Source organism: Pseudomonas sp., assembly GCF_026224925.1.
In the GTDB taxonomy this organism is placed as follows: domain Bacteria; phylum Pseudomonadota; class Gammaproteobacteria; order Pseudomonadales; family Pseudomonadaceae; genus Aquipseudomonas.
In genome coordinates this window covers 1-12,832 of the sequence record NZ_JAMFRV010000482.1, presented here as the reverse complement: position 1 = coordinate 12,832, position 12,832 = coordinate 1, and the positions used below count along the sequence as shown (strand labels likewise).

At 57.9% G+C, this 12,832-nt stretch carries 11 protein-coding genes and 1 pseudogene; 9 read left to right on the top strand and 3 right to left on the bottom strand.

Annotated features, from left to right (window positions below):
- Nucleotides 1-197: 197 nt before the first annotated feature.
- Nucleotides 198-980: an alpha/beta hydrolase gene (locus tag M0974_RS20735; protein WP_297841039.1), complete on the bottom strand. Its 783-nt coding sequence runs from the start codon at nucleotides 978-980 to the stop codon at nucleotides 198-200.
- A 176-nt stretch (nucleotides 981-1,156) separates the two neighbouring features.
- Between M0974_RS20735 and M0974_RS20730 the strand changes: the two genes are divergently transcribed.
- Both M0974_RS20730 and M0974_RS20725 read left to right on the top strand, forming a co-directional pair.
- The gene (locus M0974_RS20730) at nucleotides 1,157-1,819 is read left to right on the top strand and encodes a M24 family metallopeptidase (protein ID WP_297841036.1); all 663 of its coding nucleotides are present in this window, start codon (nucleotides 1,157-1,159) and stop codon (nucleotides 1,817-1,819) included.
- 101 nt (nucleotides 1,820-1,920) lie between these two features.
- On the top strand, nucleotides 1,921-2,349 hold the full coding sequence (locus tag M0974_RS20725; protein WP_297841034.1) for a molybdopterin-binding protein: 429 nt from the start codon (nucleotides 1,921-1,923) through the stop codon (nucleotides 2,347-2,349).
- Here the strand turns inward: M0974_RS20725 and M0974_RS20720 are convergent.
- Entirely contained in the window at nucleotides 2,346-3,797 is a 1,452-nt protein-coding gene (locus M0974_RS20720; RefSeq protein ID WP_297841031.1) for an MATE family efflux transporter, read from the bottom strand. The two genes, M0974_RS20725 and M0974_RS20720, sit on opposite strands and share 4 nt — an antisense overlap.
- Before the next feature lie 127 nt (nucleotides 3,798-3,924).
- Between M0974_RS20720 and M0974_RS20715 the strand changes: the two genes are divergently transcribed.
- The 4 genes from M0974_RS20715 (at nucleotide 3,925) to M0974_RS20700 (ending at nucleotide 9,024) form a co-directional block, all read left to right on the top strand.
- Nucleotides 3,925-4,251: a helix-turn-helix domain-containing protein gene (locus tag M0974_RS20715; RefSeq protein WP_297841027.1), complete on the top strand. Its 327-nt coding sequence runs from the start codon at nucleotides 3,925-3,927 to the stop codon at nucleotides 4,249-4,251.
- A 273-nt stretch (nucleotides 4,252-4,524) separates the two neighbouring features.
- Nucleotides 4,525-5,766 carry an MFS transporter gene (locus M0974_RS20710; RefSeq protein WP_297841025.1) on the top strand — a complete coding sequence of 414 codons (1,242 nt, stop codon included), beginning with the start codon at nucleotides 4,525-4,527 and terminating at the stop codon, nucleotides 5,764-5,766.
- Nucleotides 5,759-7,417, top strand: a complete 1,659-nt coding sequence (locus M0974_RS20705) for a thiamine pyrophosphate-binding protein (protein WP_297841023.1) — start codon at nucleotides 5,759-5,761, stop codon at nucleotides 7,415-7,417. The genes M0974_RS20710 and M0974_RS20705 overlap by 8 nt, the downstream gene beginning before the upstream one ends.
- Nucleotides 7,418-7,443: 26 nt before the next feature.
- The gene (locus M0974_RS20700; protein WP_297841021.1) at nucleotides 7,444-9,024 is read left to right on the top strand and encodes an aldehyde dehydrogenase (NADP(+)); all 1,581 of its coding nucleotides are present in this window, start codon (nucleotides 7,444-7,446) and stop codon (nucleotides 9,022-9,024) included.
- A gap of 91 nt (nucleotides 9,025-9,115) precedes the next feature.
- Here M0974_RS20700 and M0974_RS20695 read toward each other — a convergent pair whose 3' ends face one another.
- Complete coding sequence (locus M0974_RS20695; RefSeq protein WP_297841020.1) at nucleotides 9,116-10,060, bottom strand: LysR family transcriptional regulator; 945 nt, start codon at nucleotides 10,058-10,060, stop codon at nucleotides 9,116-9,118.
- A 221-nt stretch (nucleotides 10,061-10,281) separates the two neighbouring features.
- Between M0974_RS20695 and M0974_RS20690 the strand changes: the two genes are divergently transcribed.
- The 3 genes and pseudogenes from M0974_RS20690 to M0974_RS20680 all read left to right on the top strand — a co-directional run.
- On the top strand, nucleotides 10,282-11,289 hold the full coding sequence (locus M0974_RS20690; protein ID WP_297841018.1) for a 2-keto-3-deoxygluconate permease: 1,008 nt from the start codon (nucleotides 10,282-10,284) through the stop codon (nucleotides 11,287-11,289).
- Nucleotides 11,286-12,587 (top strand): four-carbon acid sugar kinase family protein, encoded by a 1,302-nt coding sequence (locus M0974_RS20685; protein ID WP_297841016.1) that lies wholly within the window; start codon nucleotides 11,286-11,288, stop codon nucleotides 12,585-12,587. Before M0974_RS20690 ends, M0974_RS20685 begins: the two co-directional genes overlap by 4 nt.
- Nucleotides 12,584-12,832 (top strand): annotated as a pseudogene (locus tag M0974_RS20680) (4-hydroxythreonine-4-phosphate dehydrogenase PdxA); the annotation flags it as partial. The gene M0974_RS20685 and the pseudogene M0974_RS20680, both read left to right, overlap by 4 nt.

The window sequence follows — 12,832 nt, the reverse complement described above, 5'->3', positions numbered from 1 at the left end:
GGTCGAACGCAACGCCACACTGGCCCGCAATCTCCAGGCCCATGGCATTCGTGTGCAGCAGGACATCGTGCCCAATACCGCCCACGCGGGGATGTCGGTAGTGCCGTATGTGCAGGATTTCTTGCTCGGCTTGGGTGATTGAAACCCATTTTCACTCTGTAAGACCGAATGAACTCGGTCTTACAGATGCTTGGAAATCACAACCCATCCCCCAGCATTTTCAAATACAGCGGGCTGTCGGATAGGGTGTTATGGCCGCTGTCCGGGATGATTTTCATCGTGGCGACACCGCTTTTGAAATGCGAGAAAAGCGCGTCGGTGCTGGCGCGAGGAACGATCTCGTCGTTTTGTGCCACGATCAAAAGCGTAGGGGCGTTGATCAACGGGGCATAGCGCCACGACTCATAGGTATCGCGCAACATCCATTTCACCGGAAACAGCGACATCCTATCGATCCCGATCTGCAGCAGGCTGTTATAGGGTGTTATCAATACTAGTCGTGCGGCCGGTCGCTCGCTGGCGAGGTGGATGGCAACGCCGGTGCCGAGGCTTCTGCCCACCACTGTTACATGGCTATGCTCCTTGTAAACCGTGTCAAACAACGCTTCGGCGTCCCCAGTGATGGCCGCTTCAGAAGGCGACCCCGTGCTGCCGCCAAAACTACGGTAGTGCATCAGGTACAGCGCTTGATCGGGAAACGCCTGTGAAAACGGCAACAGGTTCAGCGAAACATCCTCGGCGTTACCCCCCAGATAAATCATCGCGTTGGGCCCTATGTGGGGTCGGACCGAAACCATTATTTTTGCATCAGGTCTTACCAGTTCCAGCACCGTGGACGCACCGCCCACCGCGCGTGGCTGGGGGAAATAGATCAACGAACGCTGAAACACCCACAACAGGCAGCAAACCAATAAATAGAGGACAGCGGCGGCCACCACCAACAACCCCACAATGCGCAACGTGCGAATAACCATGAGCATGCGGGCGAACCTTCTATGACATAAGTGACTTCAGGGTAGCCCAGTGCAGAGGGTGTGCTAGGGCGAGCACGAGCCGAAATTAGATGTTCGCTGTATTCAAAATAATATAGCGTTGGTCTCTTATAGCTTCGTAGCTATAGCTTCGTGATCTTTCGCCAATTTTCAGGGTGCAACACATGACAGCCGCAGGTGCAAAAGAAGCCGTTGGTGAGTTCTACGACATTCAATCCATGAAGCACGCTCAGCAGATGACTTGGCAGGCTATCGAGCAGATGAGCGTATTGATCAAACCCGGCATGCTCGAATCGGAAGCACGCGAGCTGGGCAAAAAAATTCTTAACGAGCTGGACACTCAACGCATCTGGCACCCGATGCTGATTCGGTTCGGTGCCAACACCCTGAAGACCTTCAAACAGCCCTCCGACGGTGATCCAGTGTTGGGCGAAAATGATATTTTCTTCATCGACATGGGCGCGGTCTGGCAAGGGCACGAAGGCGATGCCGGTGATACGTTCACGACCGGCAACGACCCTGAAATGATTGCGTGTGCAGCCGCAGCGAAAACCCTATTTACGCGGGTTGAGCAGCACTGGAAAATTCACCATAGCGCAGGGCAAGCGCTTTATACCTACGCCCAAGAGCAGGCAGCTGAGATGGGTTGGACGTTGAACCTGGATATCAAGGGGCATCGCGTCAGTGACTTTCCCCACGCGATCTATCGGGGTGGCAATCTCGGCGATTTTGAAACCTCGCCTGGACCAGGGCTGTGGATTTTGGAAATTCAGATCGCCCATCCGAGCAAACCGTATGGCGCTTTTTTTGAAGATTTATTGGTGTAGCGCAGCGCACTGAAGTTAAACCGCTATGGTTGAAATGACATAGCGGCTCAACCAACGATGCGCTCCTGTTCAGAACGCTTAACCCATAAGGATTCACGATTATGAAAGTCAGCGCCCGTAATGTATTCAAAGGAACGGTCAGCCAGGTTCAGGAAGGTGCGGTCAACGCCGAGGTAGTCTTGGCGCTTCCGGGCGGCAATCAGTTGGTCGCAGTGGTGACCATGGAAAGCCTGAAAAACCTCGGCATTGCGGTCGGCAAAGAGGCTATTGCGCTGATCAAAGCGCCGTGGGTGATGCTGATGACCGAGTCCAGCGACATCCGTCTGTCAGCGCGTAACTGCCTGGAAGGCAAAGTCACCAGCGTCACTGACGGCGCGGTAAACGCAGAGGTGGTGATTCAGTTGGACGGCGGCAGCCAGGTTTATGCCATTGTCACCCGGCAAGCCGTGGTCGATCTGGGGCTGGCACCGGGCGTCAGCGCCACTGCCGTAATCAAAGCTTCGCATATCATCCTCGGCGTGCCGGCCTAGGGTTTCAACGGCGCAGCTTCTTCGCCCCAACGGACGCGCCAGAAACCAAACAGACTGATCAAGCCTGAGGCCACCGCGCCCAGGGCGACCAGCAGGAACGCCGTTTCAAGGCTTGCATGGCCGATCACCACCGACATGCCGGCAGCCACCGCGAAAACGAAGCGAATGGCTCCGGCGGTCAACGGCCAGCCCACCCGACGTGCCGCTTGCCCGGCAAAAAACAGCTCGGCATTGATTGCGATAAAGCCGTACAGCGGGGCGATTAAGCGAAGATAGTGCCCACCTACCGCCAACACATCGGGATCGTCGGTGAACAGCCCGAGCCATACATTCGGCACCAAACCCACCAGCAAACCCACGACCTCAATCAATGCGGCGACGAACAACGCATTAACCAGCGCCACACGTCGCGCGCGAGGAATATTACCTGCGCCGATGTTGGTGCCCACTAACGTAATCGCGGCGGTGCCGAATCCGAACATCACCGGGATCAACAACATGTCCAGCCGCGAGGCAATGCCGTAACCGGCAATGGCTGCCACGCCAAATACCCCTGCGGCCGTGGTCAGCGCAGTAATCGAAAGGGTGGCCATAAACGCATTGATCGTTGAGATCAAACCGATGCCGAGAATCGCGCTGAAATGTTCGCGACGCAGTGGGTGGGGACGCAAGTGCAGATTGGAGCGGGTCGAACGCATGTACGCAATGACTACTGCCAATGAAACAATGTTGCACAGCACTTGAGCCACGCCGGCACCGGCCACGCCCAAACGCGGCAAACCAAACCAGCCAGTAATGAAACCCGGCGACAAGATCAGCCCCAGCACCACACCGCCGGACATGATCAGTGCGGGTATTTTTACGTTACCGGCGCCTCTGAGGGCCGACTGCATCAGCATCAAGATCCAGAAAGGAATGGCCCCGGCAAACAGAATGTTCGAATAGACAATTGCCAGTTCGAGCGATTCGCCGCTGCCGCCCATCAAGCTGTACATCCAGCGCCCCGCCAGCCGGACCGCCAAGGTAAACAACGCACCTGCGCCGACCCCAATGACCAGCGCATGCCAAACCAGACTTTCAGCTGCATCGTGGCTACCAGCGCCACGTGCTCTGGCAATGGAAGAAGACACGCCGCCACCGATGCCGCCACTGGCGACCATGGTCATTAACATCATGATCGGCACTACCAATGAAGCGGCAGCGATGGCGTTCATGCCCAGCGAACTGACGAAATAAGTTTCCGCAACACTTAACACGGTGGTCATCAGCAGCACCGCCACTGTGGGCAGGGCCAGGCGGATCAGCGTCGGCAAAATAGGCCCGTGGAGCAAGTGATTTAGGGTACCGGCGTTCGAGGCGGGTAGTTCGTCAACGGGTTCAGCAGTAGAGGTCGAAGCATCCGCTGCGGCCACCCGTTGAGGCGTACCAACACTTACGGGGTGAGTCATGAGGCGCCTCGGGTCTGGTCAGTCGTTTCGAGTGACAACGGCTCGAAATTAGTAACTATCAAAAAGAAAGTAACTATATAAAAGATACCGTCTAGGCGTCAATCGGGCGCTTTGTTAAACTCGCCGCATGTCCAGTCCCTACTTGTACTCCAATTGCCCTGTGGCCCGCGCACTCGACGTGATCGGCGAGCGCTGGACGGCGCTTATTCTTCGGGATTTGATGAACAACCCGTCCCGGCGTTTTCAAGACTTCCAGGAGTCACTCAAGGGCTGTGCGCCGAGCACCTTGTCTGCGCGGTTGAAAGCCCTGGAAGGCCACGGCCTGATCGAGCGGCGTTTGTATGAGCAGCATCCGCCACGCCTCGAATACGTGTTGACGGAAAAAGGACGAGAGGCAGGTCCAGTGCTGAAGGCACTGCGGACGTGGGGTGCGAAGCTGCAAGAAGAGTCCTGACCCAGGCAGCGGTTAAAAAAACCGCGGGCCGCACCTCGGCGGACCCGTCAGCACCCCGTTTTACGAAAGTCCGCCGCTCCTTATATCTCAATATCTCAGAACGTTCGGTTGAATCCCCGCAGCCCCCGCAATCCCTCCCTACCTGCTATGCACACCGCGCCCTTCGGCGTAGGCGCGCTTTCTCACATACTCGACTCAGCCGCTCTTGGATGGGCGGCATCTTCCTGACTTATAAAAAATAACAAGCGCAGCAGCGTAATGGAGAACAACCCTATGCAGTCCTGGTACCACAGCATGGCGCCTAATCAGCGTCGCACCTTCTGGGCGTGCTTCCTCGGATGGGCGCTCGACGCAATGGACGTTCAACTCTTTGCTTTTGTCATCCCCACGTTGCTTGGGGTGTGGGGCATGACCAAGGGCGAAGCCGGCATCATCGGCACCTCGGCGTTGATTTCTTCGGCCATCGGTGGCGTGATCGCCGGTGTACTGGCTGACCGTATCGGTCGGGTCAAAGTATTAAAACTGGCGATCCTCTGGTTTTCACTGTTTACCGGACTGTCGGCGTTCACCGATTCGTTCCATCAGTTGTTGCTGACCCGTAGCCTGCAGGGCCTGGGGTTCGGTGGCGAATGGGCGGCCGGTGCGGTGTTGATCGGCGAAGTGGTCGACAAGCACATTCGCGGTCGTGCGGTCGGTTCGGTACAAGCCGGCTGGCCGGTGGGCTATGCCCTGGCGGCTTTGGCTTATTGGGTCACCTTCACCCTTTTGCCGGAAACGGAAGCCTGGCGTGTGCTGTTTCTGCTCGGGATTTTGCCCGGTCTGTTGGTGGTGTGGATGCGCCGCAATATCAGCGAATCCGAAGCGTTTGAAGCCGCCGCCAAATACCGCGTGAAAACCAGCCCATTGAAGACCTTCGCGCTGATCTTTTCACCCTCCATTTTACCGATGACGGTCATGGCCTCGCTGATGGCGGCGGGCGCGTTAGGCGGCAACTACACGATCCTGACTTGGCTGGTCACGTATTTACGTGAAACCCAAGGGCTGACCGTAAGCATGACCTCGCTGTACTTGGCGGTGAATATTTTCGGCTCATTTTGCGGCTACGTCGGCATGGCGTATCTGAGCGATGGCATTGGTCGGCGCAAGACCTTCGCCTTGTCCGCTGCCGGTGCAACCTTGACCGTCCTGGCCTATACCCAATTCCATCTGCCTATGAGCGTGTTGCTGCTGTTGGGCTTTCCACTCGGTTTGTTCCAGTCGGGGATCGTTTCCGGCATGGGGGCGTGTTTTACCGAGCTGTTTCCCACACAAGTTCGTGGCACTGCCGGTGGTTTTTCCTACAATTTTGGTCGGGGCGTGGGCGCGTTGGTCCCGGCTGGCGTTGGCATGACCAGCGGCTCAATCGGCCTCGCGGTGTCCATCGGTATTTGGGCCGCTTGCTCATACCTGTTGGTGTTTGCGGTCGCGTTAGTCTTGCCAGAAACCCGTAACAAGGAGCTTGAAGTCCATGTCTGAAGTCACTCAACCACGCAACGGTGGGCAAATCCTCGTTGAAGCTTTGTTGCGTAATGCGGTCGATACCGTTTACTGCGTTCCCGGCGAAAGCTACTTGCCGGTGCTCGATGCGCTGCACGATGCCCAGACGATTCGTACCATCGTCACCCGCCATGAGGGCGCGGCCTCGAACATGGCCGATGCTTACGGCAAGTTGACCGGTCAACCGGGGATCTGCTTCGTCACTCGTGGCCCTGGCGCCACCCACGCCAGCAACGGTGTGCACACGGCCAAACAGGATTCGACCCCGATGATTCTGTTCATTGGTCAGATCGAAAGCAGCTTTAAGGGGCGCGAGGCATTTCAGGAAGTCGATTACCGGCAAATGTTCGGCGGACTGGCGAAATGGGTGACCGAGATTGACAGCCTTGAGCGGATACCGGAAATCATCGCCAAGGCCTTCAACATCGCACTTTCCGGACGTCCTGGACCGGTGGTGATCGGTCTGCCGGAAGAAGTGCTGTTCGGCACGGGGATATGCGTCGATGCACCGCCGGTACGGATTGCCCATGCGGTACCGGACCCGGCAGCTTTGGACGAGTTGCGTGGATTATTGGCACAGGCTAAGCAACCGCTGGTGGTGCTGGGGGGAACGGCTTGGGACGATGACGCCTGCCAGGCAATAAAGCGTTTTGTGACCGCCAACCATTTGCCGGTCGCTGCGTCGTTTCGCCGTCAGGATTTGTTTGATAACCGCGATCCGCATTACGTCGGCATGCTGGGCCTAGGGGTATCGCCCAAGCTGGCTGAGCGTTTGAAGACCAGCGATTTACTCCTGGTAATCGGCTCGCGCCTCAGTGAAACCGTGTCTAACGGCTACACCTTGGTTAAAAGCCCGGTGCCGACGCAGCCCATGGTGCATGTGCATCCTGATCCGCAAGAGTTGGGCCGGGTGTACCAGGCGCGGTTGCCAATTTTGTCTTCATTACGCGGCTTTGCCCATGCCTTGGAACACATGGCGCCGCTGGTCGAGCACCCTTGGAAGGACTGGACCGAAGCCGCCCGGGCGGATTATGTGCAGCACTCGACGCCGATGCCGCCGCACCCACAATTGGTCGGTGTGGACATGGCGCAAGTGGTCGCGCATTTAAACGACGTGTTGCCTGACGACGCGGTGATCACCAACGGCGCCGGTAACTACACGGTATGGGTTCACCGGTTTTACCGTTACCGTCGGCCGGGAACTGAGCTGGCACCTACTAATGGCGCCATGGGCTACGGTTTTCCTGCTGCTGTTGCCGCAAAACTGCAATGTCCCACGCGCACTGTGGTCTGCTTCGCTGGCGACGGTTGCTTCATGATGTACCCTCAGGAGTTGGCCACCGCCGTACAATTTGGCGCGCCACTGGTGGTGATTGTGGTCAACAACGGTATGCTGGGGACCATCCGTATGCACCAGGAACGCGAATATCCAGGCCGGGTGTCAGCGACCGACCTGGTCAACCCGGACTTCGTCAGCTTTGCCAAAGCCTTCGGGGCTCATGGTGAATTGGTTGAGCGAACCGAGGATTTCCCCGCTGCTTTCCAGCGTGCGCAGCAAGCTGGCGTTCCCGCATTGATTGAGTTACGTACGGACTCACGGCAGATCTCGCCACAGGCGCGTCTGGACTGAATAGCTTTCTCTATCAAGGATCCATCATGCAGATCTCAGGTGAAATGATCATTGGCCAACGGGCCGTCAAAGGGCAGGGCGAGGACGTATACGCACTCGCCGCTGTTACCGGCGAGCGACTGGAACCGGCGTTCGGTGCCGCTCAGGCAAGCGATATCGAGCAAGCGTGTGAACTGGCCGAGTCGGCGTTTGATGCTTATCGGCAGACGTCTGACGTCAAGCGCGCCGCTTTTCTGGAAGCCATTGCCCAAGGCCTGATTGATCTTGGCGATACCCTGACTGAACGTGCTCATCTGGAAAGTGGCTTGCCCAAGCCGCGTCTTGAAGGCGAACGCATGCGCACCGTGACGCAATTGCGCCTGTTCGCTACCGTGTTGCGTGACGGTCGCTGGCACGGCGCAGTCATCGACAGTGCCTTGCCACAGCGGACGCCGCTGCCCCGTGCCGACCTGCGACAACGCCGCATTTCTGTGGGCCCGGTCGCCGTGTTTGGCTCCAGCAACTTCCCGTTGGCATTTTCGGTGGCTGGCGGCGATACCGCCTCGGCACTGGCCGCCGGTTCGCCGGTGGTGGTCAAGGCGCACAATGCGCACCTGGGCACCTCCGAGCTGGTCGCCCGCGTGATTCAAAAAGCCGCCCACAGCACCGGCATGCCAGAAGGCGTGTTCTCCCTGGTGCTGGGTACCGGTAATGATATCGGCCAGGCATTGGTCAGCCATCCGGCGATTCAGGCAGTGGGTTTCACCGGGTCGCGCCAAGGCGGTTTGGCCTTGCTGCGCAGCGCACAAGCCCGTGCGGTGCCGATCCCGGTGTATGCCGAGATGAGCAGCGTCAACCCAGTGTTTCTGATGCCGGCAGCCTTGCAGGCCCGTGGTCCGGCCATTGCTAAAAGCTTTGTCGATTCTCTGGTGATGGGCGCCGGACAGTTCTGCACCAACCCCGGCCTGCTGATCGCGGTGGAAGGTGAGGCACTGGAAAACTTCCTGAAAGTTGCGGCCAACGAATTGGCCACGCGCGCTCCGACCACCATGCTCACGCCCGGTATTCACGGCGCTTACTGCAAGGGTTTGCAGCGGTTGCGTGACAGTGCGCACGTGCAGCCAGTCGCTGAAGGTCTGGCGCCGAAAGGGCTGTATGAAGCGCAGCCAGCGCTGTTCCGTACCGATTCGCAAACCTTCCTGGCCAACCGATCGCTGGAAGACGAAAACTTCGGCCCAAGTTCGCTGGTGATCGTTTGCCGTGATTTCGCCGACATGCGCAAGGTCGCATCGCGCCTGGACGGGCAGTTGACCGCTACGTTGCAATTGGACGAAGCGGACTATGCCCAGGCAGCAGAATTGATGCCGGCGCTGGAACGTAAAGCCGGGCGCATTCTGTTCAACGATTTCCCGACCGGAGTCGAAGTCAGCTATGCGATGGTCCACGGTGGTCCATCCCCGGCCACTTCGGATAACCGCACCACGTCGGTGGGCGCCGCGGCCATTGAGCGTTTCTTGCGCCCAGTGTGCTACCAGAACGTCCCTGACCAGTTGCTCGCACCTTCATTGAAAGATGCCAATCCGCTGGAACTGTGGCGTTTGCGGGACGGTGAGTTAGTTAAAGGCTAAGGGCTAGGTTCGGCGGTCTCTGTAAGAGCCAACTTGTTGGCGAGGCGGTGTGTGAGGTTGACCACATCAAGCGTCTCGCCAGCAAGTTGTCCTACAGGGAGTCACCCGCCACATGCAACACCGCATCCGGCCAATCCCCTCGGCTAACCAGCTCCGCCGTACGCTGACGAATGATCTGTGTGACCGCCCACAACCCATCCGGACTGACGCGGTTTTTTGGCCAGACCATGGCGACGTTGCGACGAATTTCCGGATTCTCCAACCTGAAACTCTTCAGTCTGCCCGCTGCCACTTCTTCGATCACGGCCGCGGACGGCAGCACTGTGCAGCCGCAATTGGCCAGCACCAAACGCTTGGTGATTGAAATCGAACCGTCGCACTCCAACGCGATGTTCGGCGAAAACCCATAACGTGCCGCCAAGGTTTCCACCATCACTCGCAAGCCGTGATGAGTACTGGGCAGGATTAACGGAATATCGCCTAAATCCCGAACTGAAACCGAGTCACCCTGCAATGGGTAGTCAATCGGTGTGATCAAGTGGATCTCTTCGCTAAGCAACAGATCGAACTGCAATGCACCGGGATGTTCTGGCAGGTACAGGATGGCAATGTCTACTTCGCCGTCGCTTAACCGCCCCAACACCTGGCTTGCCAGCCCTTCGATAAACCGTACTTGGGTCAGCGGATAGCGTGCTTTCAGTGCATGCCCAAGGCTGCCAAACAGAATGCGAGCGATGGTCGGTTGCGCGGCGATGCACAATCGTGCCGGGCCTTGTTCGGCACTGTCGCGCATGCCTTGGTGCGCTTCGTTGAGGGTTTGTGTCACGGCATTGGCGTACACCAACAATTGCTGACCACGTTCGGTCAGGCTGACACCGCGCCCGCTGCGGTGGAACAACCTCACGCCCAATTCCGCTTCCAGCAAACCGATACGTCGGCTCACGGTGGATTGATCGGCACCCAGTTCCATCGCGGCGCGGGAAATGCTGCCGCTGCTGGCAACCTGCGCAAACAGGCCAAGATCATCCGAATTCATGGGGGCTCCTGAGAAAAGCAGTTAGGGACGCTGTAATGATGCCCTTCAACCATCACGCGACCATTCAGATTCGTTAAAATGATTGAAACGAGCATTTTGTCTGATTGGTTTGCGCAGTATTGGTGAGTGGAGTAGGATTATTTGACTGAATCAATCAGTGAATTGATCAAGTCAATCATTCGACGTGTCTTGCCTGACCTAATAATTATAAGGAGCACCGCGTGGCCCAAATTCCTATCAAACGCACCATTGAACGTGTCCCCGGCGGGATGATGATTGTTCCGCTGCTCATCGGTTCGTTGGTCGCTACGTTTATGCCGGACATGCCAAAATTCTTCGGCTCGTTCACCAACGCCTTGTTCACGGGTGCACTGCCGATCCTTGCAGTGTTTTACGTGTGCATGGGTGCCAGTATTGATGTCAAAGCCACCCCTTATCTGCTGAAGAAAGGCGGAGCGTTGTTCGCCACTAAAGTGGGCGCGGCAATCCTTATGGGCATCGTATTTGGGCACTTTCTCGGTGAGCAACCGATCTCGTCCGGTTTCTTCGCCGGCATTTCGACGTTGGCGATTGTTGCCGCGATGAACGACACCAACGGCGGCCTGTACATGGCGCTGATGGGCCAATACGGTCGTTCGGAAGACGTCGGCGCCTATACCGTCATGTCACTGGAATCGGGTCCTTTCCTGACCATGGTCACCTTGGGCGTCGCTGGCCTTGCGGCGTTCCCGTGGCCGACCCTATTGGGCAGCATCCTGCCGCTGCTGATCGGCATGTTGCTGGGTAACCTCGACCGCGAGATGCGTGATTTCTTGGCCAAGGCAGTGCCGGTGATGATTCCGTTTTTCGCCTTGGCATTGGGTGCAAGCCTTGATTTGCATAACGTCTGGCAGGCCGGTTTGCTTGGCATCGGCATGGGGGTTGCGGTGGTGATAGTCACCGGTATTCCGCTGTACTTTGCCGACCGGTTTACTGGCGGTACTGGGGTTGCGGGAGTGGCCGCGGCAAACACCGCGGGGAATGCCGCAGCCGTCCCTGCGCTGATTGCGGCGGCAAACCCGATCTATGCCGAGGCCGCAAAAAGTGCGACCTTGCTAGTCGCGTCGTGCGTGGTGGTGACGGCGATTTTGTCGCCGATCCTCACGGCCACGGTAGCCAAGCGTTATCACGAACGACAACAGGCGAAAAAGCAGAAGCAACTACTGCCCGAGCGCGAGGTTATTCAATGACAATGTTGATCATTGCCGATGACCTGTCCGGGGCGGCAGATTGTGCGATTGGTTTTGCCAGCGCCGGTCTGCACACGGTGGTCACACTTGACCCGCTGAGTCCCGTCGCTGATGCTCAAGTGATTGCTGCCGACACCGACACCCGTCGTCTATCGCCCAGCCAGGCTGCGGCGCATACCACTGCGGCATTCAACGCGCTAAGCAAACCTGGGCAGCGGTTATACAAGAAGATAGATTCGACGCTGCGTGGCAACTGGGCGGCAGAAGTTGCAGCCCTGCAACGCATGGCCGGACTCGCGATTGTCGCCCCGGCATTTCCTGCCACCGGGCGCACATTGCATAACGGTCGCGTACTGGTAAACGGTGAACCGCTGGAAAGCACTGACACCTGGAAACTGGAAAATTTCGATCGCCCGGCCGACGTTGATGCCATGCTGGTTGCCGCTGGGTTGCGTACCGCTCAGTTGGGAATTGAAACCCTGCGCGGCAACAGCGACGCGCTGGCTCGGCATATTCTGGCGGTCGCTGACGGTGGGGTCCAGGCGCTGATTGTCGATGCGCACACTGCTGAAGACCTTAGGCAACTTGCGCAAGTCACTGCACACCTGGACCTGCCGCTGTTCTGGGTCGGTTCCGGAGGCTTGGCGCGAGAGATCGCTAAACTGCCTGACTTTTTCCAGCCAGGGTCCAGTGTTACTGGCGAACAATACCCAGCCGAACCATCCCCGGTCGCAAACCTGATTCTAGTTGGCAGTCTTTCTGACGTGTCTGGACGCCAGTGCGCGATGCTCAAGGAGCGTGGCGGCGTCAGCGAGTTGACCGTGCCGCCTGCGCTGCTGCGCCAAGGTCCGAGTCATGCAGACTGGAAGAGTTGGCAAGCCCGCATTGGTCAAGCACTTGATCGCGCGGACCTGTTATTGCGCATTGGCCGTGACCTGGCATTCGATCCTCTCGAAGGCGCGCAGCTGTCGACGATGCTCGCCGAGTTGGTTGAGCCGCACTTCGCCAAGGTCGGCGGGTTGATTGCGACGGGCGGCGAAACCGCACGAGCGATGTTGAGCGCGGTGGGCATTGGCAGCCTGCAACTGTTGACCGAAATTGAAGCAGGAGTTGCGTTCGGTCGCCCGATCAACTCCCGGCATGGACATTGTCCAGGTGTCATTACCAAGGCGGGCGCTTTTGGCACCGATCACGCGCTGTATGCGGCGTGGTTGCACCTGCGCAACGCCGTTGAACCGGTTGATGTTAACGCACACCAATCGCACGTCTATGAATCCAAGGGCTCGAGCACATCATGAGTAACTACCTCCCGATTATTGGCATCACCATGGGCGACGCCACAGGCGTCGGTCCGGAAATCATTGTCAAAAGCCTGACCCACGACACCGTCTACCAGCAATGCCGTCCGCTGGTGATCGGCGATGCCCGTCGCCTGGAACAGGCCAACACTATTGTGGGCGGCAAGGTCAAAGTACGCCGGATCAAAGAGGCTTCCGAAGCCTTATACGAAACAGGCACCATCGACTGCATCGATCTGGATTTG

Bases quoted from the DNA above. Each gene is read 5' to 3' on its own strand.
- M0974_RS20735 (WP_297841039.1), bottom strand. From the start codon at position 980: ATGCTCATGGTTATTCGCACGTTGCGCATTGTGGGGTTGTTGGTGGTG.
- M0974_RS20730 (WP_297841036.1), top strand. From the start codon at position 1,157: ATGACAGCCGCAGGTGCAAAAGAAGCCGTTGGTGAGTTCTACGACATT.
- M0974_RS20725 (WP_297841034.1), top strand. From the start codon at position 1,921: ATGAAAGTCAGCGCCCGTAATGTATTCAAAGGAACGGTCAGCCAGGTT.
- M0974_RS20720 (WP_297841031.1), bottom strand. From the start codon at position 3,797: ATGACTCACCCCGTAAGTGTTGGTACGCCTCAACGGGTGGCCGCAGCG.
- M0974_RS20715 (WP_297841027.1), top strand. From the start codon at position 3,925: ATGTCCAGTCCCTACTTGTACTCCAATTGCCCTGTGGCCCGCGCACTC.
- M0974_RS20710 (WP_297841025.1), top strand. From the start codon at position 4,525: ATGCAGTCCTGGTACCACAGCATGGCGCCTAATCAGCGTCGCACCTTC.
- M0974_RS20705 (WP_297841023.1), top strand. From the start codon at position 5,759: ATGTCTGAAGTCACTCAACCACGCAACGGTGGGCAAATCCTCGTTGAA.
- M0974_RS20700 (WP_297841021.1), top strand. From the start codon at position 7,444: ATGCAGATCTCAGGTGAAATGATCATTGGCCAACGGGCCGTCAAAGGG.
- M0974_RS20695 (WP_297841020.1), bottom strand. From the start codon at position 10,060: ATGAATTCGGATGATCTTGGCCTGTTTGCGCAGGTTGCCAGCAGCGGC.
- M0974_RS20685 (WP_297841016.1), top strand. From the start codon at position 11,286: ATGACAATGTTGATCATTGCCGATGACCTGTCCGGGGCGGCAGATTGT.